Below are 26962 nucleotides of genomic sequence, written 5' to 3'. Positions count from 1 at the left end.
CCGGGCGAGGCCAGGTCCTGGTCAGGCTCGGCGAATCCGCACCAGGACAGTGGTTCCCTCTCCGACGACGGACGTGATCGAGAGGGACCCTTCCGTCATCTGCACGGTGTCGCGCATGATGCGCAGTCCCAGATGCCCACCGGGGGCCGCAGCGGCCGGGTCGAAGCCGCGACCGTTGTCCCGGATCGACAGGCTCGTCGTCACCGCGTCCCCGGTGATGACGAGGTCGACGACGGAGGCACGGGAGTGCTTGACGACGTTGGCGAGGGCCTCCCTGGCGACGCGGTACAGCACAGCGATCCGCTCCTTGTCGGACGGAACATCCGGAGACAACTCGGAGTGCACGACGATGCCGGTATCGGCCACGTGGTCCAGGAGGCGTCGGAGCGCCTCGTTGAGACCGAGCCGCTCCAGGTCCGGCGGATAAAGCTCGGTGGTGATCGCGCGCAAGGTGCGCAGGTTGCGCAGGAGGATCCCACGGGCCTGCCCTGTGAGTGCGCGACGTTCACTCGCACCGTGCCTCTCCTCCGCTTCGAGGGCATACGACAGGCCCGCGAGGTCCTGGATCACTTCGTCGTGGAGCTCCCGGGCGATTCTGCGTCGTTCGAAGTCGGATGCGACGATGGCGTGTTGCACCAGACGCCTTCGGGATGCCTGGCCGGCCTGGATCCGGCGGGCAAGTCCGATCGCCGGAAGGAGCTGCGCCAGCTGCAGCAGGACGAGCGAGACCACGAGCACGGGGAGCACGTCCAGCATGAGCCGGGATTGGGCGTTCTGAACGGCCTCATCGTCGAAATACGCCTCGAAGATGACCGGCCAGCCCTCGGCATCCGTTGCACGGACGTTGATCTCGACCAGCTCGCCCGCCGCCGCCTCGTTCACGGTGTCCAGGCCGATGGGCTGGCCGAGCCACGCGTGTTCCCGTCCCCCGGACAGGAGGTCGGGGCTCCACGCCGGGAGGGGATACGTGTCGCCGATCAGGTCCGCGCTGTCCGAATACAGGATCTTCCCGTCGCCGCTCCAGATCTTGACCCGCACCAGGGAGCCGTCTGCCATCCACGGCTTGAGCCCGGCATTCACTCGACTGATCGCCGATGCGTCTCCGGCCCGGACGGCTCTGTCCAGGAGCGGGCCCACCGTGAAATCGGCGAGTTGATGAGTGCGCAGGATGGCTTCGGAGAGGGCACGCTGCTCGGCCTGGCCGTGGATCCAGGCGTACACCGGGATCAGGACGGCGACCAGGGTGATCACGCCGATGGCGAGGAAACGCAGGACGGCGCTCCGAACCTCGGAGGTATCACTGGTCCCTCTGGTGCGGGCCCATCCCCGGTCGTGGACCCACCCCCGGTTGCGAAGCCAGGTCCGGTCGTGTCCGCCACCCCGGTCGCGAAGCCACCGACGGTCGTGCTCGTCGCGACGACGACGAGTCTCAGCCATCGTCGCATGCTGGACTACACACGCTCCCGCACCTCCAGGAGGCCCAGTTTCGTCGCGTTGACCACGGCCTGAAGCTGCGAGTGCGCGTCGAGCTTGGCGAGAATCGACTTCACATAGCCGCGGCAGGTGTTTTCGGAGATTCCGAGGATCTGGGCGCTGATCCGCACCTCGGTGCCCTCGGCCATGAGGGCGAGTACGTCCAGCTCGCGGCGGGTGAGCGACGTTGACGGCTGCTCCAGCATTCGGGACTGCCGTTGGGTGCTGAGCTGAACCATGAGGGAAGGGTGCAGCGAGAAGGTGCCGAGCCGCGCGTGACGGATCGTGTCGACGAGCCCGGCGAGGGAGCCATCCTTGGGAAGGAAGGCACACACGCCGAGCGCCGCCGCCTGCTCGATCACCTCCGGGCTGGGATCCCCGGTGAGCATCACGATCCGGGTCGACGGCCGCTCGGCGAGGATGAGTGCGACGGCGGCGAGTCCACTGCCGTCTGTCAGGTGGTAGTCGAGCACGATGAGATCGGGCTGGAGCTCACGGCTCAACTCGACGGCTCGTCGTGTGCTCTGGGCCGTTCCCACCGTACAGAGATCGGGTTCCCGGTTGAGCGCGCCCGCGAGCAGCTCGGTGAACGTGGTGTGGTCGTCGGCGAGCAGGATGCGAATCATTGTTCCCCCGGGTCGGTCGCTGCCCTGTCGGGAACTGGACTACCTGCGTGTTGAGGTCATCATCATGGCCTCACCCGACCGGTTCGTCTATCTGCCGCGATACCCCCGTTCGGGACGAACCGGGCGCCGGTCGAGCACTCAGGCGAGCGGCCCCGTGACGGATGCCGCGGCATCCGTCACCGCGCCCGTCGCGACGATCTGCACGACGGCTTCGATCTCGGGGGAGAGGAAGCGGTCATGTCCCGGACCCTCGGCGACGGTGCGGACGAGGTCGCGCACGGCGCCGGTCGCCGCACCCGGCAGGAGCGGCGCGCGCAGGTCGAGCGAGCGGGCGGCGGTCATGATCTCGATCGCGAGGACGCGCTCGAGGCCGTCGATCGAGCGGCGGAGCTTGCGGGCGGCGGCCCAGCCCATCGAGACGTGGTCCTCCTGCATCGCGGAGGAGGGGATCGAGTCGACAGAGGCCGGCACGGCGAGCCGCTTGAGCTCCGAGACGATCCCGGCGGCGGTGTACTGCGCGATCATCAGGCCGGAGTCGACGCCGACCTCGTGGGCGAGGAACGGCGGCAGGCCCTTGTTGCGATATGCGTCGAGGTGGCGGTCGGTGCGGCGCTCGCTCATGCTCGCGACGTCGGCGGCGGCGATCGCCAGGAAGTCGAGCACGTAGCCGACCGGGGCGCCGTGGAAGTTGCCGTTGGACATCACCCGGCCGTCGAGGGTGACGACGGGGTTGTCCACCGCGCTCGCGAGCTCGCGCCCGGCGATCAGTGCGGCGTGGTCCGCGGTGTCGCGGGCGGCGCCGTGCACCTGCGGGGAGCAGCGCAGCGAGTAGGCGTCCTGGACGGTCGGGTCCTCGGGGCCGGCGTGGAAGGCGAGCAGGGGCGAGCCGGTGAGGATCGCGCGGAGGTTGCCGGCGCTCGCGGCCTGGCCGAGCTGGGGCCGGAGGGCCTGCAGGTCGGCCGCGAAGGTCGCATCCGTGCCGAGCAGGGCCTCGACGCTCATCGCCGCGGCGATATCGGCGGTCGTGAGGAGGCGCTTCAGGTCGGTGAGGGCCAGGACGAGCATGCCGAGCATTCCGTCGGTGCCATTGATCAGGGCGAGGCCCTCCTTCTCGGCGAGCACGACCGGGGTGATGCCGGCTGCGGCGAGGGCTTCGGCGCCGCCCATCGGCGTGCCGGCAGCGTCGCGCACGCGCCCCTCGCCCATGACGGCGAGGGCGCAGTGGGCGAGCGGGGCGAGGTCGCCCGAGCAGCCGAGCGAACCGTATTCGTGCACGACCGGGGTGATGCCGGCGTTGAGCACCGCCGCATAGGCCTCGGCGGTCGCGGGGCGCACTCCGGTGCGTCCGGTCATCAGGGTCGAGAGCCGCAGCAGCATGAGGGCGCGCACGACCTCCCGTTCGACCTCCGGCCCGCTGCCGGCGGCGTGGGAGCGCACGAGGCTCGCCTGCAGCTGGGCGCGGCGGTCGCTCTCGATGAACGTCGACGCGAGCGCGCCGAAACCGGTCGAGATGCCGTAGTGCGGGTTCACGTCGCTCGCGAGGCCGTCGATGATCGCGCGCGTCGCCGCGACGCCGGTGAGAGCGGCCGGGTCGAGCACGATGCGAGCGTCGTGACGGGCGACGGCGACGACGTCGGCGAACGAGACGGCGCCGGCGCCGACGGTGACGGGTGCGGCGCTCGATGTGGCGGCGGATGCTGCGGCCGGGTGGGTGCCCGCTGTGACGGATGCTTCGGTGTGGCTCATCTTCTGATTGCACACCCGACGCGGCGGCCGGGGGACACGGATACACTCGAATGTGTCCGGGATACCGGACATCTTGCGCACGGGGTGGCAGGCAGGGAGGCATCAGGATGGCGGTCACCCCCAAGGTGCCGGCCGCACTCAATACCCTGCGGCTGCTCTCCCACCTCGCCGCGCAGCGTGGCCCGGCCCGGGCGAGCGCGATCGCGACCGCCCTCGACCTGCCGCGGTCGACGGTGTACCAGTTGCTCGCCGTGCTCGTCGAGCAGGGATTCGTCGTGCACCTCCCCGAGGAGCGCCGTTACGGCCTCGGCGTCGCGGCCTTCGAGCTCAGCACCGGATTCTCCCGCCAGCAACCCCTCTCCCACCTGGGCCGGCCGCTCGTCGCGCAGCTCGTCGACCGCATCGGCGAGAGCGCCCACCTCGTCGTGCTGCACGGCCGCGACGTCGTCTATCTCGTCGAGGAACGCGCGCCGCGGCGGCCCTCGCTCGTCACGGATGTCGGCGTCCGCCTCCCGAGTCACCTCACCGCGAGCGGCCGCGCCCTGCTCGCGGCGCTGCCCGCCGCCCAGTTGCGCGCGCTATATCCCGACAAGGCGGCCTTCGAACGCCGCCAGGGCGAGGGCCCCGGCCAGGGACCGCGGAGCTCATCCGAACTGCGTGCGCTGCTGACGCGGGTGCGGGCCGACGGCTTCGCCCGCGAGGACGGGGAGATCACGCCGGGGATGGCATCCGTCGCCGTCGCCGTGCGGGACCACACCGGCTGGCCCGCCGCCGGGATCGCCGTGACCTTCCCCCGCGAGCGGATCGCGGAAGACCTGTGGCCCGCGCTCGCCGCCGAACTCGCCGGCACCGCCGCGGAACTCTCCCGCCGCATCCACGGGCGTCCGTGACAGCTGCCTCAGCGGACGAACAGGGCGATCAGCAGGGCCACGTAGACGACGACGAACACGGCCGGCGTCACGAACCGCACCACGTTCACCCACGGTGCCGCAGACACGATGCGCAGGGTCACGGCCGACGTGCTTCCCCCGGCTCGCAGGTCGGCGATCACAGCGAGGGCCTCATTGGCGGCGTTGATCTGCACGAGCGCGCCGAGGATGCCGGAGGCCAGGAGCACGCCGGCCGCCGCGACCCGCACGCTCGGCGCCGTTCCGGCCAGACCCAGGGCCAGGAAACCCACCAGTGCGGTGAGCAGGAAGGTGGGGGCGACCTGGGACACGATGACGTGCCAGCGGGCCTTGATCCACAGGTTGACGAGCTCGGATTCGGTCATGCGGGGCTCCACTCCGGTCACCGCGGACGGGCGACGTGCCTCCATTCTCGCGCGGCGCATCCATCTGCGGACCCGCCGAGCGCAACAGTCGTCGCTGCGACCACTGTGTGGCCGGTGCGCGGGTGACCATTGTCCCCAGCGGTCAATGCTGGGAGCCCGGTCGCGCAGCGGATGCCCGGCTCAGTACCAGCCGACGCTGACCGAGTGCGCCCACGCGCCGCAGGGCGTTCCGTAGGCGGCGGCGATGTAGCCGAGGCCCCAGTCGACCTGGGTTGCGGCGTTCGTGCGCCAGTCGGCTCCGGCGGAGGCCATCTTGCTGCCCGGCAGCGACTGGGGGATGCCGTATGCCCCCGAGCTCGCGTTGTAGGCGTCGGCCCGCCAGCCGGACTCCTTGTTCCAGAGCGACACGAGGCAGGTGTATTCGCCGCCGCCCCAGCCCCGCGCGGAGACTGCGCCGGCCGCGTACGCCCGGGCGGCCGCGGGAGACGACACGGTGCCGGACGGCGGGGCCGTGGTCGACCCGGCGCCCGAGCCGGAACCGGAGGATCCGTTCGACCCGGACCCGCCCGACGCCGGTTGGGCCGCCGCTGCCGCAGCGGCCTGGGCCGCCGCGTTCGCCACGGCCGCCCGCGCGGCTTCCTCCTGCTGCTTCTGGTACGCCGCGGCCGCTGCGACGCCGGCCCGGTAGGAGCGCTCCGTCTCGGCCGTCGTGTTCTTGAGGCTCGCGAGCTGGGCATCGAGCACGTCCGAGCGTGTGCGCTGCTCGGCGAGCTGGGCATCGGCCGCGCGCTGGGCCTCGGCCGCGGCCGCCGCGCGATCCTTCGCCTCGACGGCGAGGCGGTCGCGTTCCGTCGACGCCACGGCGGCCTGCTCCTCGAGGCTCTGCACGAGGTTGCGCTGGGCGAGGGCCCGGTCGCGGATGCCGGAGGTCAGTTCGCTCAGCCTGGTCGAGGTGCTCAGCGCCGCGAGGAGATCGCTCGCCTGGCCCGGAACCAGGAGCAGGGTGGCGACGGCGTCGCTCGCGCCGGAGCGGTACAGCTGCGCACCCAGGAGCCCGAGCTGGACATCCGCTGTCTGGGCTTTCTCGGTCGCGGTCGCGAGCCTGCCGGCGAGGGTCGCGGCGCGTGCGGCGGCAGCGAGCGACTGGGTGTCGGCGGTGGCGGATGCCGCGCTCGCGGTGATCGCCGCGTCTCCGAGTGTCGCGGCCTGGGTTTCGAGCCCCGTCAGCAGGGTGCCGATCCGGGACACCTCCGCCTCGGTCGCCGCGGTCGAGGCGCGGGCGGCCTCGACGTCGGCCCAGCTCGGATAGTCGTCGGCCTGGGCGGGAACGGCGACGGATGCGCCCGCGCCGAGCAGGGCGATGACGGTCGCCATCACACTCCACGCCCGCACTCTCGCCCGCACTTGTCTCCCATCCGCCGTTTACCGAGTGTAGTTCGCGGCCCGTGGACCGTCCCGGCCGGATTCCCGGGCGGCGTCATCGGGAGGCCGGGTTCGGGCATCCGCCGGCCCCGCCCACATCAGGTCGCGGTCCGGGCCAGTCGAGGGCGGAGGGCTGCGAGGATCCGGGTCAGGTCCAGCGAGATCGCGGTCGCGGCGCCCATCGCCGTCGCGGGAGTGGCGTCCTGCCGGGTGTCCAACTCGGCCGTCAGCTGGGCAACGGCGGTCTCGGCCGTCTCGAAAGCGCCGGAGTCCGTCAGGACTGCTTCTCCGTCCCGGCCAGACTCCCACCCGGTCAGCACCGCAGCGACCGCGAGCAGGGCGCGACCGAGTGACGGCCTGAGCTCCGGACGCAGTTCGAGCGCGATCGGTGCTCCCCACGCGGCCCCGGCGAGCACATCGGTGATGTCGCGCACGTGGAACGTGACGGTCTCGAGCGCGGCCAGGTCGTCCCGGTCACTGGCCAGGTCGCGTCGGTGGATGCGGGCCCGAGGGTTTCCCTTGCGGCTGTCTTCCGCGTGGAACAGGGCATCGTGAACGTCACGCGTCAGCGCGATGAGTTCGTCCCCGCGGCTCGCCCAGTCGCCGCGTTCAGGCGGCCAGGTGTCGGTGAGCGCCTCGGCCAGGTCGGAGAGGTGGCCGGCGAGCCTGCCGCGGTAGTGCGACAATTGGCGGCCGACCGCGTCGAGGGTGAGCGGCGGCAGGATCAGGAGGTTCACCGCGAGGCCGATCACGATACCAAGGGAGATCTGCTCGAGGTAGCCGATCGAGTACCCGTCCGCGTTCGGCCCTCCGACGATGAGTACGAACAGGGCCGTCACCGGGATGTACTCCCGGTTCGCGCCGAACACCCCTGTCGCGGCGACGAGCGCGCCCACGCCAACGGCCAGCGATATGGTCAGCACGTTCGGTGCGCTCACGAGCAGCACCGCACCCGCGAGCACGATCGCGACGAAGAGGCCGCCGAGAGTCTGCAGTGCGTTCCGAACGGAACTCATCAGTGTCGGGTACATGCTGACGAGCGCTCCGAGCGGCGCGTAATAGGGGTACTCATTGGCGACTCCCGGCAGGTATCCGGCGACCGTCCACGCGATCGCCACGGCGAGGGCAGCCTTCGCCGCGGCCAGCAGCCGTGCTGCGCTCAGCTGCGATCCCACCCACCGGGGCGCGTGTCGCACGGTCTTTCGTACGCCCGATTGCGTCATCTGCGGCCCCTCCTGTCACGACACGGTACCGCCTGAACCGGTTCTTCTGCCGGTAGGTGCGACCGAACCAGGGGCGTGCCGAAACTCGTCCGTGACTTTTGGGGGACTATCCGGTAACGTAGTCAGGTCGGCTCTTGACACCGTGTGCACTTGTATGCGCGGATGGGTTTGTAAGTCAGGATGGGCCGGTTTCCCAGTAATCCGCTGGTGAAAAATCACTGTATGTGAACGGCCCCGGCCATAGACTGCCCGGGTTCTCAGGTTGCGACGCGTGTGCGTCGTTGTTCTGCCATGTACCCAATACAACCCAGGAATTTTCTATGCCTACGAGCAACAATCCGGCTGTCAGTCGATCCAACAAGAACTTCGACCCGAAGTATGCCGCCAAGGGCGGACCATCCCGCGGAGGATCCAACAACGGCAGCAAGAGCCCGGGTCACCGCGGCTACCAGGCCGATGCGGGCGCCCCCAAGAAGGCCCGCTGGAACGCCGGCGAACGCGCCGACCGCGCCGCGGGACGCCCCGCCAACGACCGCCCGGCCTACGGTGACCGTCCGGCCCGCAGCAACGACCGTCCCGCCTATGGTGACCGGCCGGCCCGCGGCAACGACCGCCCGTCCTACAACAACGACCGTCCGTCGTACAACGGAGCCTCGCGCACCGATCGCCCGACGCACAGCAACACCGATCGCCCGACGTACAACGCCCGCTCGGAGCGCCCGTCGTACAACAGCGACCGTCCCCGTACGGACCGTCCGTCGTACAACAACGACCGTCCGTCCTACGGTGACCGTCCGGCCCGCAGCAACGACCGTCCGGCCTACAACAAGGACCGTCCGTCCTACGGTGACCGTCCGGCCCGCAGCAACGACCGTCCTGCGTACAACAGCGACCGTCCCCGTACCGACCGTCCGGCGTACAACAACGACCGTCCGTCCTACGGAGACCGTCCCGCCCGCAGCAACGACCGTCCCGCGTACAACAACGACCGTCCCCGCACTGACCGTCCGGCGTACAACAACGACCGTCCGTCCTACGGTGACCGTCCCGCCCGCAGCAACGACCGTCCGTCCTACGGCGACCGTCCGGCCCGCACCGAGCGTCCCTCGTACGGTGACCGTCCCGAGCGTTCGCACTCCGACCGCCCGTCCTATGGCGACCGTCCGGCCCGCACCGAGCGTCCCTCCTACGGTGACCGTCCCGACCGTGCGGCTCGCACCGAGAGGTCCGACCGTCCTTCCTACGGTGACCGTCCCGACCGCTCGCACTCCGACCGCAGCAACCGTTCCGCGCACGACGACGGCGGCCACTCCAGCAACTTCTACCCGAGCCGCGACACCAAGGCGCACTTCGCCTCCGGTGATGACGTCGTCCTCGAGCGCCTCGAAGCCATCGCGACCACGGCAGCTGAAGTTGTCGGCGTGACCTTCGGCGACCTGGGCCTGGGCGAGAACATCGTCCGCGAACTCGGCGCCCTCGGTGCCGCCAGCCCGTTCCCGATCCAGGCCGCGACCATCCCGGACGTGCTCGCCGGGCGCGACGTGCTCGGCCGTGGCAAGACCGGCTCCGGCAAGACGATCGCCTTCGGCGCTCCCCTCGTGGAGAAGCTGATGGAGAACAACGGCGCCAAGGACCGCAAGATGGCCCGCAAGCCCCGCGCGCTCATCCTGGCCCCGACCCGCGAGCTCGCCCTCCAGATCGACCGCACCGTGCAGCCCATCGCCCGCAGCGTCGGCCTCTTCACCACCCAGATCTACGGCGGCGTTCCGCAGTACCGCCAGGTCAGCGCCCTCCAGCGCGGCGTGGACATCATCATCGGCACCGCCGGTCGCATCGAGGACCTCATCGAACAGGGTCGCCTCGACCTCAGCGAGGTTGTCGTCACCGTCCTCGACGAGGCCGACTACATGTGCGACCTGGGCTTCCTCGAGCCCGTCCAGCGCATCCTGCGTCAGACCAAGAAGGGCGGCCAGAAGCTGCTCTTCTCGGCAACCCTCGACAAGGGTGTCGCCTCGCTCGTCAAGGAGTTCCTGACGAACCCGGCCGTCCACGAGGTCGCCGGTGAAGACCAGGCCTCCTCCACGATCGACCACAAGGTCCTCGTCATCGAGCACCGCGACAAGAGCGCCATCATCGGCCAGCTCGTCGACCGCCAGGGCAAGACGCTCATCTTCTCCCGCACCCGTGCGTACGCCGAGCAGCTCGCCGAGCAGCTCGAAGACGCCGGCGTGAAGGCGACGAGCCTGCACGGCGACCTGAACCAGGCCCGCCGTACCCGCAACCTGCAGATGCTGACCAGCGGTCGCGTCAACGTGCTGGTGGCAACGGATGTCGCGGCCCGCGGCATCCACGTGGACGACATCGACCTGGTCATCCAGGCCGATGCCCCCGACGAGTACAAGACGTACCTGCACCGCTCCGGTCGTACCGGCCGTGCAGGCAAGTCCGGCACCGTCGTCACGCTCATCCCGAAGCAGCGTCGTCGTCGCATGGACGAGCTCCTCGAGCGTGCCGACATCGAAGCCAGCTTCATGAACGCCGCCCCCGGCGACGCGGCCGTGCGCGAGCTCGCCGGCCTGTAACACTCGCACCACCCGCAGGGCATCCACCATCCGGTGGGTGCCCTGCGCTCGTTAACCCCGCCCTTCCCCGCTGAGGTGTCGCACATCGAGGTTCCCTGGGGCGGATGAACCTCGATTCGCGACACCTCACGGTGGGCGCGGCGGGGGAAGGGCGGCGGGGGCAGGGCGGCGCGGCGCGTGGCGTGGGTGAGCGGATGCCGCGGGTCAGGCGAGTGCGAGCATCGCGGCCGCCGCGAGCGCGAGACCGAGGCCGACCCACTGCACGGGTGCGATCCGTTCCTTGAGCACGACCGCAGCCAGCAGGATCGTCCCGGCCGGGTACATCGCGGTCAGCACGCTGATCACGCTGAGGTCCCCGATCCGGATCCCGATGAGCAGAAGCAGGTTCGCCGCGACGTCGATGACACCGCAGACCGCGGCCAGTGTGAGGCCGATCGTGAGGGTGGACCGGGTGCGCCGGCCGGTGTGCTCGGGAAACGCGGCCGGGTCTGTTGCGCGAGCCACAGCATCCGTGGCCTCGAAGCCGGAGGCGGCATCGCTCCCGACACGGCCGGCGCTGCTGCCCACGCTGCTGCTCATTCCGCTCGCATCGCCGCCGGTCGCGCCGACCCCGGCGAGCACCCGCCGCCGACGCGCGGCGACGATGGCGAGCACGCCCACGATCGAGAACATGATCGCGGCGTTGACCGCCCGATTGAGCACGAGCGGCACGAGTCCGCTGTCGTCGGGCGTCAGGTCGATCAGGATCAGGAACGCGCCGATCATGATGCCGGACCCGATCGCCATCAGCAACCCGAGCGTCGTCGGCCGAACCGCGCCTTTCTCCGGTACGAAGCCGACGAGCACGACCGCGACGAGGGCGAGGCCGAGGGCGGCGTATCCGACCGGGGCGAGACGCTCGCCGCCGACGAGGCCGGCGGTCATCGGCACGACCGCCGAGACCACGGCGGTCAGGGGCGAGAGGATGCTCATCGGACCGATCGCGAGGCACGCGTACAGCAGGGAGATCGCGATCGCCCCGGTCACGCCGGAGAGTGCGCCCCAGAGCACGGCATCCGGCGACCAGACGCCGCCGACGAACGGCAGGGCACCGAGCAGGACGACCAGCCCGGAGCTCGCCGCGATCGCGGTCACGAGCACCGAGCTGAGCCGCTTGGCCGCGAGACCGCCGAGAAAGTCGGCGCTCCCGTAGATGAGGGCGCCGGCGAGTCCGACCAGGGCGGTGAGCATAGGCATCCAGCCTAGGCGAGTGCCGCGCGCCGGCACAGGCCTGCACACTTCCCGGGCACCGGTGCCGATTCCGGCACCGGTATGGTGGGAGCCATACGGCCGAAGGAGGGACAATGACCGCACGCTGGACGCGCTTCGTCCGCGGCTGGGCGATCGCGGGTTTCGCGACCTTCGTCGCGGCCCTCTCGCACACCCTCGGCGGTGGCGCGACCCCCGGTCTCCTCCCCGTCGTCGTCTCCCTCGCCTTCGCCGGCATCGTCTGCGTAGGCCTGTCCGGCGGCACTCGCTCCCTCTGGCGCACCGCGACAGCCGTGCTCGCGAGCCAGCTGATCTTCCACGGTCTGTTCTCCCTCGGCGCGTCCGGCGGTTCCCTCCGGGCGGATGCCCTGGCCGGCACCCTGCCCGCCCACAGCCACGCGGCCGGTTCCGCTTTGCTCGCGGTGCAGTCGGGGGCGACGACCGCGCCCGGCCTGTCCGATGCTCATTCGGCCCCGTCGATGGCCGGCATGTCCGCGGCCCCCCTCGACGCGGCGCTGATGTGGCTTGCGCACCTCCTGGCGGCCGTGGTGACGATCGTCGCACTGCGGCACGGTACGCGCGCGCTCGGAGTCCTCGTCGCGAGTGCGCGGTTGGTCGTCCGCAGGATTCTGGTCTCCCGCGCCCTGCCGGTCCGCGCGCGCACCGGGCACAGCGCCCCCGCACTGGCCCGCATCGTCTTGCCCCGCAAACTCCTGGTTTCCCTGTCCGTGATGCGGCACCGCGGCCCGCCGGCGACCCTGCGATTCGCCTAGACCAGACCGTTTTGCTTTTCGCTCCGAACCAGGGGCAGTCGCGTGCGCTGCAGCCCGATGCCCCGGTCGTTCGGCGGCGCCAACCATCTAAGGAACCACAGTGACGTTCAAGACCACCGCCCTCGCGGCATCCGCCCTGCTCGCCGGCGGCATTCTCGCCCTCGCCGCCCCGCTCTCCGCGAGCGCGCACATCGAGATCGACCCGTCGTCGGCCGCGGCCGGCTCGTACACCGTGCTGAGCTTCGCGCTCCCGCACGGCTGCACAGGCTCGCCGACGACCTCCATCAGCATCGCGATCCCGGAGAGCATCGCGAGCGTGACGCCGACCGTCAACCCGCTCTGGACGGTCGCGAAGACCGAGACCCCGCTCGCGACCCCGATCACCGACGACGACGGCAACTCGATCACGACCCGCATCGGTGGCGTCGTGTACACGGCGATCACCCCGATGGCCGATGGCCTGCGCACGACCTTCGACCTCAGCCTGATGCTGCCGGCGGATGCCGCGGGCACGACCCTCGAGTTCCCCGTCGTGCAGACCTGTGTCACCGGTTCGACGAACTGGGACGCGCACACCGTCGAGGGGGAGGCCGAGCCGGAGCACCCGGCGCCGTCGATCGCGGTCACCGCGGCCGTCGCCTCCGATGAGCACGGCGCCGCCCACACCGACACCACCACCGAAGCGAGCTCCGAAGCGACGGCTGCCTCGGCATCCGCCCCCGACGTGCTCGCCCGGGTGCTCGGAGTCGGCGGACTCGTCGTCGGCGTCGTCGGGCTCGTGCTCGCGATCACCGCCCGCCGCAAGCACTCGGCCTAGGAGAGAACCATGCGACGCAACCACGTCCGCGACTGGTCCCTGCGCGCGCTCGGCGTCGCGGCCGTGGTTGCCGCGGCGCTGGGGTTCTCCGCCGCCCCGGCATCCGCGCACAACTACCCGGTCGGTTACGCGCCCGCGGAGAACTCGGTCGTGACCGAGCAGCCGGGCCACTTCACCGTGACCACGAACGACACCCTGCTGAACCTCGACGGCACCGGAACCGGCAACGCCATGCGGATCAGCGGTCCGACCGACGCACCTCTCTATTACGGCGACGGCTGCATCACCCTGTTCGGCGCGAAACTCGAGACCACGGCCCAGCTCGGCCAGCCGGGGGAGTACACCGTGACCTGGCAGGTCGTCTCGACCGACGGGCACCCCGTCTCGGGCAGCTACACCTTCACGTGGCAGCCCGCAGCCGGCCAGGTCCTGGCGCCGGGCCTCGCCGCCGCCCCGACCTGCGGCACGACCACCCCCACGGACACCCCCGCAGCATCCGCCCCCTCCGGCGCCGCGCAAGGCGCGGTCGCCCCCACCGACCTGCTCTGGATCGGCGGCGCGGCCGCTGCCGTCATCGTCGCCGTAGCCGCCACCCTCCTCCTCACCCGCCGCCGCCCCACCCCCTAACCCGCCCCACCCATTGCCGCGAGAGCGGAGAAAGTGCCCCTTCCCGCTGCGGGAAGGGGCACTTTTCGTACTCTCGCGGGATGGGCGGGGTGGGGAAAGCCGGCGAGGGTGTCCGGGGTCGCCGGTAGACTCGCGGGGTGAGTTGGACTGCCGAACTGCCCCGTGAACCGGACGAGTGGGTGCCCGACGACCGCGATGCGCCGGAGGACTACGACGCTCCGCCGCCCCCGGACTACGGAGCGGGCGACGGGCAGGACTCTGGCCCGGGAGCCGGTGCCCCGCGGCGCGCGGCATCCGCGGGCGCGTTCGCACAGGCATCCGCCCCGCCCCGCCGCGCCACCGCGAAGTTCGCGACCGCAGCGGATGCGCTCCGTACGGTGTTCGGCTACGACTCGTTCCGCGGCGAGCAGGCCGCCATCATCGACCAGGTCATCGGGGGCGGCGACGCCGTCGTCCTGATGCCCACCGGCGGCGGCAAGAGCCTCTGTTACCAGATCCCGTCCCTCGTGCGCGAGGGCACCGGCATCGTCATCTCCCCGTTGATCGCCCTCATGCAAGACCAGGTCGACGCCCTCACTGCCGTCGGTGTCCGCGCCGAATTCCTCAACTCGAGCCAGGATTCCGCCGAACGCTCCCGTGTCGAACGCGACTACCTCGCCGGCAACCTCGACTTGCTCTACGTCGCCCCCGAACGACTCTCCTCCGAGGCCACCAAGCGCTTCCTCGAGCGCGGCACCATCGCGCTCTTCGCCATCGACGAGGCCCACTGCGTCTCGCAGTGGGGCCACGACTTCCGCCCCGACTACCTCGCCCTGTCCGAGCTCGCCGACCGCTGGCCCGACGTGCCGCGCATCGCCCTCACCGCCACGGCGACGGATGCGACGCACCAAGAACTCACCCAGCGCCTGCAACTCGAGGGCGCGCGGCACTTCGTCGCGAGCTTCGACCGTCCGAACATCCAGTACCGGATCGTCGCGAAGGCCGAACCCCGCAAGCAACTGCTCTCCTTCATCAAGACGGAGCACCCGCACGATGCCGGGATCGTCTACGCGCTCAGCCGCAAGAGCGTCGAGGCGACCGCCGAATTCCTGCGCGCCAACGGCCTCAACGCCCTGCCGTACCACGCCGGCCTCGACCAGGCCGTGCGCGCCCGCAACCAGTCCCGGTTCCTCCGCGAGGAGGGCGTGATCATCGTCGCGACGATCGCGTTCGGCATGGGCATCGACAAGCCCGACGTGCGCTTCGTCGCCCACATCGACCTGCCGAAGTCCGTCGAGGGCTACTACCAGGAGACCGGCCGCGCCGGCCGCGACGGCCTGCCCTCGACCGGCTGGCTCGCCTACGGCCTGCAGGACGTCGTGCAGCAGCGCCGCATGATCGACGAGTCGCCCGGCGACCTCGCCCACCGCCGCAAGCTCTCCGCCCACCTCGACGCCATGCTCGCCCTCTGCGAGACGGTGCACTGCCGCAGGGTCAACCTGCTGCGCTACTTCGGCCAGGCGAGCGAACCCTGCGGCAACTGCGACACCTGCCTCGAACCGCCCGTCGGCTGGGACGGCACCGTGCCGGCCCAGAAACTGCTCTCCACCATCGTGCGGCTGCTCCGCGAGCGCAACCAACGTTTCGGCGCCGGCCAGATCGTCGACATCCTCCGCGGCAAGACCACCCCGCGCACCACCCAGCACCACCACGAACAGCTCGCGACCTGGGGCATCGGCGCCGACCTGTCCGACCAGCAGTGGCGCGGCGTCGTGCGCCAGCTGCTCGCCCAGGGCATCCTCGCCACCTCCGGCGAATACGGCACCCTCGTGCTCACCCCGGTCGCCACCGAGGTGCTCGGCGGCCACCGCACCGTCGAACTCCGCAGCGAACCCGAGCGCGCCGCCCGGTCGACGTCCTCCGCCCGCACCGGCGCCGCGAAGGCCGCGGCCGCCGATCTCACCCCGCAGCAGGAGGCGCTGTTCCAGGCACTCCGGGCCTGGCGCTCGGCCGTGTCGAAGGAGCAGGGCGTTCCCGCGTACATCGTCTTCGGCGACGCGACCCTGATCGCGATCGCCGTCGCGAACCCCGGCAGCGTCGGCGACCTCGACGGCATCTCCGGGGTCGGCGCCAAGAAACTCGAGGCCTACGGGGAAGGCGTCCTCGAGGTCGTCGCCGCGGCATCCGCTTAGGATTTCTCGCCTTTGTGCCTAAGGGCACTCGTTCGGGCGCGGCACCTGTGGAAAGCTACAAGGCGGATGCCGGGCGCGGCACCCGCCTTTGTAGCCTCGTCATGCACTATTTCCGGCCCTCGCCGACCCGCCCTAGTGTGTAGAAAAATTCTGCCTGCAAAAAATCTCTGTAGACAACGTCCGCGTAGAAAATTTCGAGTTCGAGCGAGAACAAAGGACCAACGATGGTTGACACTGCCCAGCGCTCCGCACCTCTGACACCGGCGACGCCCTCCCCGGTCGCCCCTAAACCCGCCCCCACCGGCACCTTCACCCCGGTTCCCTCGATCAACGTCGCGGCGCTCAGCCGCCAGTTGCTCGGCAGCTGGCCGGAGATCCGGATCGAGGCCCGAAAGCTCACCGCCCGCCCCGAGCTCCAGGGTGTACCCGGCCTCTCGATGGCCGAGCACCGTCTGCGCGTGCTCGAGCAGCTGAAGCTCCTCGCCGCGGAGGGCCACGTACACCGCGCCTTCCCGGTGCACCTCGGCGGCGAAGACAACCACGGCGGCAACATCGCCGGGTTCGAAGAACTCGTCACCGCCGACCCGAGCCTGCAGATCAAGGCCGGCGTACAGTGGGGCCTCTTCGGCTCCGCCGTGATGCACCTCGGCACCCGCACGCACCACGACGCCTACCTGCCCGGCATCATGAGCCTCGCCACCCCCGGCGTCTTCGCGATGACCGAGACCGGCCACGGCTCCGACGTCGCGAGCATCGCTACCACGGCGACCTACGACCCGGAGACCCAGGAATTCGTCGTACACACCCCGTTCCGCGCTGCCTGGAAGGACTACCTCGGCAACGCCGCGAACGACGGCATCGCGGCCGTGCTCTTCGCCCAGCTCATCACGGGCGGCGTCAACCACGGCGTCCACGCCTTCTGGATGCCCCTCCGCGACGAGACCGGCGCCTTCCTGCCCGGCGTCAGCGGCGAGGACGACGGCCTCAAGGGCGGCCTCAACGGCATCGACAACGGCAGGCTCGCCTTCGACCACGTCCGCATCCCCCGCGAGAACCTGCTCAACCGCTACGGCGACGTCGCCGAAGACGGCACGTACTCGAGTGCCATCTCGAGCCCCGGCCGCCGGTTCTTCACGATGCTCGGAACCCTCGTGCAGGGCCGGGTGTCCCTCGACGGGGCCGCGACCCAGGCATCCGCCATGGCCCTCACCATCGCCGTCACCTACGGCAGCCAGCGCCGCCAGTTCACCGCCGGCGGCGAGGCCGAACAGGTCATCCTCGACTACCAGCGCCACCAGCGCCGACTCCTGCCGCGCATCGCGACGACCTACGCGCAGACCTTCGCCCACGACGAGTTCCTGGTCGCCTTCGACAAGGTCTTCAGCGGCGTCGCAGACACGGATGCCGACCGCCAGGACCTGGAAACCCTCGCCGCAGCCCTCAAGCCGCTCTCGAGCTGGGCAGCACTGGACACCATCCAGGAGGCCCGCGAGGCCTGCGGCGGCGCCGGCTTCCTCGCCGAGAACCGCCTCGTCGGCCTCCGCGCCGACCTCGACGTCTACGTGACCTTCGAGGGCGACAACACCGTCCTGCTCCAGCTCGTCGCCAAGCGGCTCCTCACCGACTTCAGCCGCAAGTTCGCCGACGCCGGCAGCGGGGTCCTCGCCCGCTACGTCGTGCAGCAGGCCACCGACCGTGCCCTGCACAACACCGGCCTCCGCACCCTCGGCCAGGCCGTCGCCGACTTCGGTTCGACCGCGCGATCGGTCGGCCAGCTCCGCGAGACGAACGTGCAACGGGAGCTGCTCACCGACCGGGTCGAGACCATGATCCGCGACATCGCCGGCAAGCTCCGCCCGGCGAGCAAGCTGTCCCCGCAGCAGTCCGCCGACCTGTTCAACTCGCACCAGGACGAACTCATCGAGGCGGCCCGCGCGCACGGCGAGCTCCTGCAGTGGGAGGCCTTCACCCGCGCCGTCGAGCACACGACGGATGCCGGCAACAAGCAGGTGCTGACCTGGCTGCGCGACCTGTTCGGGCTCGGACTCGTCGAGAAGCACCTCGCCTGGTACCTGATCAACGGACGCCTGTCCGCGCAGCGTGCCCAGTCGGTCACGGCGTACATCGACCGGATCATCGCCCGCCTGCGCCCCTTCGCCCAGGACCTCGTGGACTCGTTCGGGTACAGCCCCGAGCACCTGCGCGCGAAGATCGCCTCCGGAGCGGAGCAGGAACGCCAGGACGAGGCCCGCGACTACTACACCGCGCTCCGCGCCTCCGGCAACGCCCCGGCAGATGAGAAGGCGTCCCGCAAGAAGTAGCGGCGCCCGGTTGTCGTACCGGGGTACCACGCGCAACGGCCGGTAAGCATCCGTTCGGCCGATGCGCCCCGAGAGGCGCCCTGCGTATCGTGAGTGCGGGGCCGACGTCCACCGACGTCCGGCCCCGCCAACGATGCGAATGAGGAGACGGATGATTCAGGCACAGTCCCTGACCAAACGCTACGGAAGCAAGGTCGCGGTCGACGCGATCGACTTCACCATCCAGCCCGGAACCGTGACGGGCCTGCTCGGCCCGAACGGCGCGGGCAAGACCACGACAATGCGGATGATCGTCGGCCTCGACCGGCCGGACTCCGGCACGGTCCTCGTCAACGGGCAGCGCTACCAGGACCTCCGCGCCCCGCTCCGTGAGGTCGGCGTGCTGCTCGACGCGAAGGCGATCCACACCGGCCGCTCGGCGCGCAACCACCTGCTCGCGATGGCCGCGACCCACAACATCCCGACGAGCCGCGTCGACGACGTGATCGAGCTCACCGGCCTCACCTCCGTCGCCCGCAAGCGCGTCGGCGGTTTCTCCCTCGGCATGGGCCAGCGCCTCGGAATCGCCGCCGCGCTCCTCGGCGACCCGGGCATCCTGATCCTCGACGAACCCGTCAACGGGCTCGACCCCGAGGGCGTGCTGTGGGTGCGCAAGCTGATGCGGCACCTCGCCGGCGAAGGCCGCACCGTGCTGCTCTCCTCGCACCTGATGAGTGAGATGGCGCTCACCGCCGACCACATCATCATGCTCGGCCGTGGCCGGGTCATCGCCGACGCTCCCGTGTCCGAGATCATCGGCCAGGCCGGCGGAGCGACCGTCCGCGTGCGCAGCCCGCAGGCGACCAGACTCGCCACCCTGCTCGCGCAGGCCGGGGTCACCGTCGTGAACCTCGAACAGGACGTGCTCCAGATCTCGGGTATCACGGCCGCCGAGATCGGCGACCAGGCCGCAGCGGCCGGCGTCGCGCTGCACGAACTCACGAGCCTGACCGCATCCCTCGAGGACGCGTACATGTCCCTCACCAAGAACGAGGTCGAGTACCGCACCGGCGGCACCGGCGACGACGAATTCGGCGACGACGATTCCGACACGACAGATGCCGCAGCGGATGCCGCAGCGAACGACGATCCGCGCGAGACCGAACTGCAGGAGGCAGCACGATGAGCACGCCCACGACCCTGGCTGCCGGCACCCCGGAGACCCTCGCCGACATCGGCACGGAATTCGTGCCCGCGTCGACACCGACCGGTCCGCACCTCAACGCGATCGGCATCATCCGCTCGGAGTGGATCAAGCTCAGCACCGTGCGCTCGACGATCTGGTGCTTCGCCGTGCTGCTCGTCGTGTCGATGGGCCTTGCCGCGATCATGGCATTCGGGCTCGACCTCGCCGGGACCGACATCGCGACGGTTCCGGGCACCGACCAGGCCCGGTTCGTGGCGCAGGCCTCGACCTTCGGCGTGTTCTTCGGCCAGCTCATCGTCGCCGTGCTCGGCGTGCTCGTCGTTACCGGCGAGTTCACGACGGGCATGATCCGGTCCACCCTGACTGCGGTGCCGAAGCGCCTCCCGGCGCTCTGGGCGAAGGCCCTCGTGCTGTTCGTCACGACCTTCGTCGCCGGCCTCGTCAGCAACATCGCCGCCTACGCCGTCACGGTCGCGATCGCGAACGGCCAGGGCCTGCACGCGAGCCTCTTCGCCCCCGAGGTCATCTTCCCCGTGCTCGGTGGTGCGCTGTACCTGGCGCTCGTCGCGGTGTTCGCACTCGGCATCGGCACGATCGTGCGGAGCGGGGCCGGCAGCATCGCGGTCGCGCTCGGCGTGATCCTGCTCCTCCCGGTCGTGCTCCAGATGATCCCGGCCACGTGGGCGACCGACGTGCTCCCGTACCTGATCTCCTCCGCGGGAGTCAGCATGTTCGGCCTGATCCAGTTCGCCCAGGTGCCGCTCGACTGGACGGTCGACCTGATCATCGTCCTCGTCTGGGTCATCGTGAGCCTCGGCTCCGCCGCGGTGCTGCTCAAGCGCCGCGACGCGTGACCGGCAGGGTCGAACGGAACCGTGCGGCCAGCGCGGGGCGGGGCGCCGACCGGTGACAGGCATCCGCCCAGTTCGCAGCAAGTAGAGTCCCAAGCATGACCTCCACCAGTCCCAGCCCCGCCGCGACCCCCGTCGCGGACGGGGCTGGCCTGCGCTTGCCGACGCCTCCCGGGGTCGCCCGTCGGTTCTGGGCGCGGCACCCCTGGCTCGTTGATTCCCTCGTCGCGGCCGCCTACCTCGTGCCGACCGCGATCGTGCTACTGATCGACGCGACCCGCCCGGGCGGCGGCCCCGCGCCGGTCGCCATCGTCTCGGCACTGCTCCTCACCGCACTGATCTCCGGCGCATTGCTCTTCCGCAGGCACGCGCCGCTGCTCGCCCTCGCGATCTCGTGCACCGCGCTGCTCCCGTCGTTCCCGAACCACGGCCAGGGCGACACCCTGCCCGTGATGATCGCCCTCTACGCGGTCGCGGTCTACCGCAACGTGCGCAGTGCCTGGATCGGCCTCGCCGTCGCGGTCGGCATCTCCACCCTCGGCGCCTACTTCGGTTCCGGCAACCCGTTCATCTCCTGGGTCACCGTCGCCTCGCAGGACGCGGTCCTGCTCATCGTGGCCACCGTCATCGGCGTGAGCGTGGGCGACCGGATGCGCTACGTCGCCTCGCTCGTCAGCCTCGCCGCCCAGCTCGCCCACGACCGCGACCGGCAGGCCCAGCTCGCTCGCAGCTCCGAACGCGCCCGGATCGCCCGCGAGCTGCACGACATCGTCGCCCACAGCCTGTCCGTCATGGTCGCCCTCGCCGACGGAGCCGACGCCCTCGCCGTCCGCGACCCCGAACGCTCCCGCGCCGCCATGCGCGAGGTGGCCTCCACCGGGCGCGGCTCGATGGCCGAGATGCGCAGGCTCCTCGGCGTGCTCGGTGACGACCGCGACGACGAGGAGACGGCGGATGCCGCGGCATCCGCCCCCGGGCAGCCGGCGCCAGGGCTCGGCGCCGGCACCGCGTCGGCCACCACTCCGTCGGCCATGGCGACCACAGGTGCCGCCGCCCCACTCGCCCCGCAGCCCGGCGCCGACCAGCTCGTCGACCTCGTCGACTCCTTCCGCTCCGCCGGGCTCCCGGCACGGCTCGAGCTGAGCGGGCGCGTGCCCGGCAGCCCGGGTGTGCAGCTCACGATCTACCGGATCGTGCAGGAATCCCTGACCAACGCCCTGCGCTACGCGGCGCAGCCGAGCGTCGTCTCGGTGCGGCTCTCCTCGACGCCCGGCCGGGTCGAGGTCGTCATCGACGACGACGGCCGTTCCCGCGCGGAGCAGCCGAGCGTGGGCGGCCGGCGGGGCATCATCGGTCTCGGCGAACGGGTCGCCCTCTACGACGGCACCCTCGAGGCCGGTCCGCTTCGCGGTGGCGGCTGGCGGGTGCGCGCGACGATGAGTCTCGACGAAGGGCAGGCCCCCGCATGACCGGTCCCCTCGACCCGGCTGCCACGAACCCGGCTGCCCTAGACCCGGCGTCCGTCCCCGCCGCGGTCGATCCCGCCCCGGCCCAGACCCGGATCATGCTCGTCGACGACCAGTCCCTGCTCCGAATGGGCTTCCGGATGGTGCTCGAGGCCGAGGACGACTTCACGGTCGTCGCGGAGGCCGGCGACGGGGCTGCGGCGGTGCGGCTCGCCGCGAGCATGCAGCCCGACGTGATCCTGATGGACGTGCGGATGCCCGGCGTCGACGGGATCGAGGCGACCCGGCTGATCACCGCGGCACACCCCCAGATCCGCATCATCATCCTGACCACCTTCGACCTCGACGAGTACGCGTTCGGCGGCCTCAAGGCCGGCGCCCGCGGCTTCCTCCTCAAGGACGCCCAACCGAGCGAACTCACCGCCGCGATCCGGGCGGTCGCCTCGGGGGAGGCATCCGTGTCGCCCCGGGTCACCCGGCGGATGCTCGAGCTGTTCGGCTCCCGGCTCCCCGCCGACGGGGAGGACTCGGCCGAGGCGGGCGAAGGCTCCTCAGCGGATGCCGCGCGCATCGACGTGCTGACCGACCGGGAGCGGGAGGTCTTCTTCGCGATCGCCGAGGGCCTCTCCAACACCGAACTCGCCGAGCGGTTCTTCCTCTCCGAGTCCACGGTGAAGACCCACGTCGGCCGGATCCTGCAGAAACTCGGCCTCCGCGACCGCGTGCACATCGTCATCCTCGCCTACGAACAGGGCCTGGCCCGCCCGTGAGCGCCGTAGGCTCGGAAGATGCGCACCTTCTACCCTGAACTCGAACCCTACGAAACCGGGATGCTCGAGGTCGGTGACGGGCAGACCATCTACTGGGAGGCATCCGGCAACCCGGACGGCAAGCCGGCGGTCTACCTGCACGGCGGCCCCGGCGGCGGATCGAGCCCCCAGCAGCGTCGCGTGTTCGACCCGGCGAAGTACCGCATCATCCTCTTCGACCAGCGCGGCTGCGGGAAGAGCACCCCGCACGCGAGCGCAGCGGATGCCGACCTCAGCACGAACACGACCTGGCACCTGGTCGCCGACATCGAACGCCTGCGCGAGCACCTCGGCATCGACCGCTGGCAGGTCTGCGGCGGATCCTGGGGCAGTTCCCTCGGCCTCGCCTACGCCGAAACCCACCCGGAACGGGTGACCGAGATCATCCTGCGCGGCATCTTCACGCTGCGGCCGGTCGAACTCGACTGGTTCTACGAGGGCGGCGCCGCGGCGATCTACCCGGACCTGTGGGAGGGCTTCCTCGCACCGGTTCCCGTCGAGGAACGCGGCAAACTGATCGAGGCGTACGGCCGCCTGCTGCACGACCCGGACCGCTACGTGCGCGAGCGCGCCGGCGTGGCCTGGTCGACGTGGGAGTCGTCGACGATCACACTGCTGCAGCAGCCCGCGACGATCGCCCGGTTCACCGAGCCCGACTTCGCGGTCGCGTTCGCGCGCATCGAGAACCACTACTTCAGGAACCTCGGCTGGTTCGAGCCCGGTCAGCTGATCCGCGACGCCGGTCGGCTGAGCGAGATCCCCGGCGTGATCGTGCAGGGTCGCTACGACATGTGCACGCCCGCGTTCACCGCGTGGGAGCTGCACAAGAACTGGCCGGAAGCCGACTTCCGCATGATCCCCGACGCCGGACACTCCTTCGAGGAGCCCGGCAACCTCGACGCGATCATCGAGGCGACCGACCGCTTCGCCGCCTGAGCCGCGCACGGGCGGTTCACTCGAGGGTGAGCTGCCCGTCGTGCTGCCGGTAGCGTTCCCCGGTGGCCGGGCAGACCCAGAGTCCGTCGCCGACGTGCTCCAGGGTCGCGCCGCTGCGGCCGACCCAGCCCACGCGTTCGGCGGGGACCCCGACCATGAGGGCGAAGTCGGGCACGTTCGCGGTCACGATGGCGCCGGCGGCCACCATCGCCCAGCGCCCGATCGTCAGGGGCGCAAGGCACACGGCGTGCGCCCCGACGGATGCCCCGGTGCGCACCGTCACGCCGAGCGTCGACCGTTCGCTGGCGGGCCGTGCCGACCCGTCGCCGTTGATCGCGCGCGGGTGCGGGTTGTTCGTGAACACGGCAGCCGCCCCGACGAAGACCCCGTCTTCGAGCAGCGCGGGCTCGTAGACGACGGCGTATTCCTGCACGATGCAGTTCCGGCCCACCACAACGCCCGGTCCGACGTACGCGCCGCGGCCGAGCATGCTGCCCGGTCCGATCCGGGCGTACTCGCGCACCTGCACCAGGTCGGCGATGTGTGCGCCCGCGCCGATGACCGCGCTCGGGTCCACTTCCCCGGGGGCCGTGACGTTCATCGGGCGGCTCCCCTCGGCAAGGCGGAGGGCGGTGTGGTTGATCGGGGTCGTTGCGATAGTCGGCGCGGTGAGGTCGTATTCACGGCAATCCCTGTGCTCGGGTGTACAGGAGGAAGCGGACGGTACGAGGAACGGATGCGTCGTGACCGCCGATCCCGGCGGTCACGAACGGAACGTACCCCGCAATTGCCGCGACACGCTAGTACCCCTCGGGGGGACATCCCCCACTGTGCGAGCTTCACTGAGTGGAGAGCTTGACCGAGTAGACGGGGACGAGGTTGACCGTGACCCGGCTCGTGTCGATGCCTGCGGCATCCAGCTGGGCCTTGAGGGCCGCGGTGTCGGGGACCGGGAGGGGGCCTTCGAGGCGGATGTAGACATCGGCGTCCCGGGTGCTCACCGTATCGACCTCCCAGCCGACCGACTGCGCCCAGGTCTCCGCCACCCGGTGGACGCCCTGCTCGACGATGGCGCGTGCACTGATGCCGATGCTGGAGATGGCGAGCGGCACGCCGATCACGACGAACATGACCGTGAGCAGGGCGACGGTGCGGCCCATTCCCCGGTGCGCTTCGCCGGCCAGGGGCTCGCGGGCGAGCCGGGTCACGCCGTAGACGGACATCACGACGACGCCCGTGCCGATGATGGCCACGACATTCGTGACGAAGAGCAGCAGCGCGCCGAGCGACTGGGCGACCGAGCCGGATTCGAGGGTGAGGCCGGCCACGGCGAGCGGCGGCACGAGCGAGATCGCGATCGCGACGCCGGGCAGGGTGTCCGAGATGTCCTTGCGCACGAGCGCGACCGAGCCGACCACGCCGGTGCCGAGGGCCGCGAGCAGGTCGATCAGTCCCGGGGTGACCCGGGCGGAGACCTGCGCGTTCGTGTCGGCGAGCACGTCGTTGACGACGAGGAACCCGACCGCGTACCCGATCGCGACCGCGGTCGCGGCGCCCGCGACGACCAGGAGCAGCGAGCGGATGAGGTTGGCCCGGTCCCCGATCACGGTCGCGAGCATGGTGCCCATGATCGGCGTCATCAGCGGGGCGACGATCATCGCGCCGATCACGGTCGCCGTGGAGTCGCCGACGATCCCGGCCGAGGCGATGAACGCAGACAGCACGAGCAGCATCCAGAACCGGCTGTAGCGGCTGCGGACATCCGGGCCGTCGAAGAAGACCGACGCGCGCATGTTCGCGACGGTGTTGAAGCGGGCCTCATCGAGCATGATTCGTCCCTCGCGATCGTGGGTGCGGCGCCGTCGTGCGGGGAATGGGTAGGTGCATGCAGTGATCCTAGAGAGGAACGTGCATCCGCGGCAGGGGCAGGTGACAGCGGGCGCACCAGAGCACCTGGAGCCCCGGCGACGCCAGACGCGACGCCGTACGCTTGCGGATATGACCCGGACCCCGCTCGCATCGAATCCAGGACCCGGCCACCCCGGCGTCGACGTGCCGGACGGCCGGGGTAGAACCGGCCTGGATCGGGTCGGAACAGACCTGGACAGGAACCCTGACGTCACCGTCGACCGTGTCGAAGTCACCTCCGACGGGTGGCACGTTCTGCGTCGCACGACCTTCCGGTACCGCGGACGCAACGGGCAGCAGACCAGCCAGCAGCGTGAAACCTACGACCGCGGCAACGGCGCCACGATCCTGCTCTACGATCCGAATCGCAAGACCGTCCTGCTGACTCGCCAGTTCCGGTATCCCGCCTATGTCAACGACCATCCCGACGGCATGCTCATCGAAACCGCGGCGGGCCTGCTCGACGAGGACTCGCCCGAGGTCGCCATCCGGCGCGAGGCGAGCGAGGAGCTCGGCGTGGCGGTCGGGGAGCTGCGGCACGTGTTCGACCTCTACATGAGTCCGGGTTCGGTCACCGAGCGTCTGCACTTCTACGTCGCCGCATACGGCCCGTCCGACCGGGTATCGCCAGGGGGCGGCCTGCCCGAGGAGGGCGAGGAGATCGAGGTCCTGGAAATCCCCTTCCAGGACGCCCTGGCCATGGTGGCCGACGGCCGCATCGTCGACGGCAAGACCGTGCTCCTCCTGCAGTGGGCCGCCCTTAACGGCCTCTTCTGAACCGAGCGGCGAGCTTGCAGATGGAGCGGCGCTACTGCAGCACGTAGGAGAAGAGGAACCAGAATGCGAGAGACCCGGCCAGCCACACGCACACGACCAGAATCAGTGACGGTGAGCGCAGGCGCGTGCGCCCGATCGCGATGCCCATGAAGAGCGTGGCCAGCACGATTTCGAGAGTCCAGTAGATCGGGCTGGTGGTGTTCGCGATGAACTGCAGCCCGTACACCCCCTCGCCGAGGAGCACGGCAGCGAGCGGCGTCACGCCCAGGGCCCGCCACAGAGGGTTGCCATGCCGGGTGAGTGCCGCAGCGACGCCGAGCACAGGGCCGGCCGCGAGGCCGATGATCGTCCAATTGGATGCGAACGGGTCAGAGTAGAAGTACCCGCGCCACAAGGACACGAGGCCATAGCCCTCGTTGAGGGCCTGGAAGGCGACGATGCCCAGGAACCCGCCGAGCAACGGGCGGGCGCGGCTGGACCACACCAGCAGGAAGCTGAACATCGTCCAGCCGCCGGCCGAGTTGCTCAGCGACCGAATCCAGTCCGGGAGGTACTGCTGGGCGACGCTGGTGAGCCCGCCGATCAGGAGGGCTCCCAGCAGTACGATCACGCCGGCGAGGAGGCCCGAACGCCAGGTCGCCGAGTACCAGCGCGGAGTAACTGAGGCGGCACGAGTGGACATCCCCTGACCTTAGCCGTGTCGAAGGACTTGTCTACGAGGGCCGCG

At 70.5% G+C, this 26962-nt stretch carries 23 protein-coding genes; 13 read left to right on the top strand and 10 right to left on the bottom strand.

Annotated elements, in window-relative coordinates:
• Window positions 1-21: 21 nt before the first annotated feature.
• The 3 genes from E3O44_RS12270 to hutH all read right to left on the bottom strand — a co-directional run bounded on the left by E3O44_RS12270 (window position 22) and on the right by hutH (window position 3845).
• Entirely contained in the window at window positions 22-1437 is a 1416-nt protein-coding gene (locus E3O44_RS12270) for a sensor histidine kinase (RefSeq protein WP_134535063.1), read from the bottom strand.
• A gap of 14 nt (window positions 1438-1451) precedes the next feature.
• Window positions 1452-2099, bottom strand: a complete 648-nt coding sequence (locus tag E3O44_RS12265; RefSeq protein WP_134535062.1) for a response regulator — start codon at window positions 2097-2099, stop codon at window positions 1452-1454.
• A 138-nt stretch (window positions 2100-2237) separates the two neighbouring features.
• The gene (gene hutH, locus E3O44_RS12260) at window positions 2238-3845 is read right to left on the bottom strand and encodes a histidine ammonia-lyase (RefSeq protein ID WP_134535061.1); all 1608 of its coding nucleotides are present in this window, start codon (window positions 3843-3845) and stop codon (window positions 2238-2240) included.
• Window positions 3846-3952: 107 nt separating this feature from the next.
• Here hutH and E3O44_RS12255 point away from each other — a divergent pair, with 107 nt between their 5' ends.
• Window positions 3953-4735 (top strand): IclR family transcriptional regulator, encoded by a 783-nt coding sequence (locus tag E3O44_RS12255; protein ID WP_134535060.1) that lies wholly within the window; start codon window positions 3953-3955, stop codon window positions 4733-4735.
• An 8-nt stretch (window positions 4736-4743) separates the two neighbouring features.
• Here the strand turns inward: E3O44_RS12255 and E3O44_RS12250 are convergent, their stop codons facing one another.
• The 3 genes from E3O44_RS12250 to E3O44_RS12240 all read right to left on the bottom strand — a co-directional run bounded on the left by E3O44_RS12250 (window position 4744) and on the right by E3O44_RS12240 (window position 7763).
• Window positions 4744-5118: a hypothetical protein gene (locus E3O44_RS12250; RefSeq protein WP_134535059.1), complete on the bottom strand. Its 375-nt coding sequence runs from the start codon at window positions 5116-5118 to the stop codon at window positions 4744-4746.
• 180 nt (window positions 5119-5298) lie between these two features.
• A complete protein-coding gene (locus tag E3O44_RS12245; RefSeq protein ID WP_241976302.1) occupies window positions 5299-6492 on the bottom strand; it encodes an aggregation-promoting factor C-terminal-like domain-containing protein in 1194 nt (397 codons plus the stop codon).
• 146 nt (window positions 6493-6638) lie between these two features.
• Complete coding sequence (locus tag E3O44_RS12240) at window positions 6639-7763, bottom strand: FUSC family protein (RefSeq protein WP_134535058.1); 1125 nt, start codon at window positions 7761-7763, stop codon at window positions 6639-6641.
• Between the two features lie 320 nt (window positions 7764-8083).
• Here E3O44_RS12240 and E3O44_RS12235 point away from each other — a divergent pair, with 320 nt between their 5' ends.
• Window positions 8084-10345, top strand: coding sequence for a DEAD/DEAH box helicase (locus E3O44_RS12235; RefSeq protein WP_134535057.1), 2262 nt, complete (start codon window positions 8084-8086; stop codon window positions 10343-10345).
• Between the two features lie 204 nt (window positions 10346-10549).
• Here the strand turns inward: E3O44_RS12235 and E3O44_RS12230 are convergent, their stop codons facing one another.
• On the bottom strand, window positions 10550-11581 hold the full coding sequence (locus tag E3O44_RS12230; protein ID WP_241976301.1) for an EamA family transporter: 1032 nt from the start codon (window positions 11579-11581) through the stop codon (window positions 10550-10552).
• Window positions 11582-11688: 107 nt separating this feature from the next.
• On the opposite strand from E3O44_RS12230, the gene E3O44_RS12225 reads away from it, so the two are divergent.
• From E3O44_RS12225 to pip, 10 genes are all read left to right on the top strand, one after another.
• Entirely contained in the window at window positions 11689-12366 is a 678-nt protein-coding gene (locus E3O44_RS12225; protein WP_134535056.1) for a hypothetical protein, read from the top strand.
• Between the two features lie 100 nt (window positions 12367-12466).
• Window positions 12467-13183 carry a YcnI family copper-binding membrane protein gene (locus E3O44_RS12220; protein WP_134535055.1) on the top strand — a complete coding sequence of 239 codons (717 nt, stop codon included), beginning with the start codon at window positions 12467-12469 and terminating at the stop codon, window positions 13181-13183.
• 9 nt (window positions 13184-13192) lie between these two features.
• On the top strand, window positions 13193-13810 hold the full coding sequence (locus E3O44_RS12215; protein WP_134535054.1) for a copper resistance CopC family protein: 618 nt from the start codon (window positions 13193-13195) through the stop codon (window positions 13808-13810).
• A 137-nt stretch (window positions 13811-13947) separates the two neighbouring features.
• The gene (gene recQ / locus E3O44_RS12210; RefSeq protein WP_241976300.1) at window positions 13948-15981 is read left to right on the top strand and encodes a DNA helicase RecQ; all 2034 of its coding nucleotides are present in this window, start codon (window positions 13948-13950) and stop codon (window positions 15979-15981) included.
• Between the two features lie 224 nt (window positions 15982-16205).
• Entirely contained in the window at window positions 16206-18302 is a 2097-nt protein-coding gene (locus E3O44_RS12205; RefSeq protein WP_134535053.1) for an acyl-CoA dehydrogenase family protein, read from the top strand.
• A 151-nt stretch (window positions 18303-18453) separates the two neighbouring features.
• Window positions 18454-19467: an ABC transporter ATP-binding protein gene (locus E3O44_RS12200; RefSeq protein ID WP_134535052.1), complete on the top strand. Its 1014-nt coding sequence runs from the start codon at window positions 18454-18456 to the stop codon at window positions 19465-19467.
• Window positions 19464-20342 (top strand): ABC-2 transporter permease, encoded by an 879-nt coding sequence (locus E3O44_RS12195; protein ID WP_134535051.1) that lies wholly within the window; start codon window positions 19464-19466, stop codon window positions 20340-20342. Before E3O44_RS12200 ends, E3O44_RS12195 begins: the two co-directional genes overlap by 4 nt.
• Before the next feature lie 95 nt (window positions 20343-20437).
• Entirely contained in the window at window positions 20438-21808 is a 1371-nt protein-coding gene (locus E3O44_RS12190) for a sensor histidine kinase (RefSeq protein WP_134535050.1), read from the top strand.
• A 95-nt stretch (window positions 21809-21903) separates the two neighbouring features.
• A complete protein-coding gene (locus tag E3O44_RS12185; RefSeq protein ID WP_241976303.1) occupies window positions 21904-22575 on the top strand; it encodes a response regulator in 672 nt (223 codons plus the stop codon).
• An 18-nt stretch (window positions 22576-22593) separates the two neighbouring features.
• Window positions 22594-23550, top strand: a complete 957-nt coding sequence (gene pip, locus E3O44_RS12180; RefSeq protein WP_134535048.1) for a prolyl aminopeptidase — start codon at window positions 22594-22596, stop codon at window positions 23548-23550.
• Between the two features lie 16 nt (window positions 23551-23566).
• On the opposite strand, the gene E3O44_RS12175 is transcribed toward pip, so the two are convergent.
• Both E3O44_RS12175 and E3O44_RS12170 read right to left on the bottom strand, forming a co-directional pair.
• Window positions 23567-24151, bottom strand: coding sequence for an acyltransferase (locus tag E3O44_RS12175; RefSeq protein WP_134535047.1), 585 nt, complete (start codon window positions 24149-24151; stop codon window positions 23567-23569).
• A 238-nt stretch (window positions 24152-24389) separates the two neighbouring features.
• A complete protein-coding gene (locus E3O44_RS12170; RefSeq protein WP_134535046.1) occupies window positions 24390-25379 on the bottom strand; it encodes a DUF389 domain-containing protein in 990 nt (329 codons plus the stop codon).
• A 169-nt stretch (window positions 25380-25548) separates the two neighbouring features.
• On the opposite strand from E3O44_RS12170, the gene E3O44_RS12165 reads away from it, so the two are divergent.
• A complete protein-coding gene (locus tag E3O44_RS12165; protein ID WP_134535045.1) occupies window positions 25549-26235 on the top strand; it encodes an NUDIX domain-containing protein in 687 nt (228 codons plus the stop codon).
• A gap of 31 nt (window positions 26236-26266) precedes the next feature.
• Here the strand turns inward: E3O44_RS12165 and E3O44_RS12160 are convergent, their stop codons facing one another.
• A complete protein-coding gene (locus tag E3O44_RS12160) occupies window positions 26267-26917 on the bottom strand; it encodes a DUF6518 family protein (protein WP_134535044.1) in 651 nt (216 codons plus the stop codon).
• Window positions 26918-26962: the final 45 nt, after the last annotated feature.

It is taken from the genome of Cryobacterium algoricola, assembly GCF_004402485.1.
Lineage (GTDB): Bacteria > Actinomycetota > Actinomycetes > Actinomycetales > Microbacteriaceae > Cryobacterium > Cryobacterium algoricola.
Note: the sequence above shows the minus strand (reverse complement) of the source record. Positions and strands in the feature narration are given on the sequence as shown.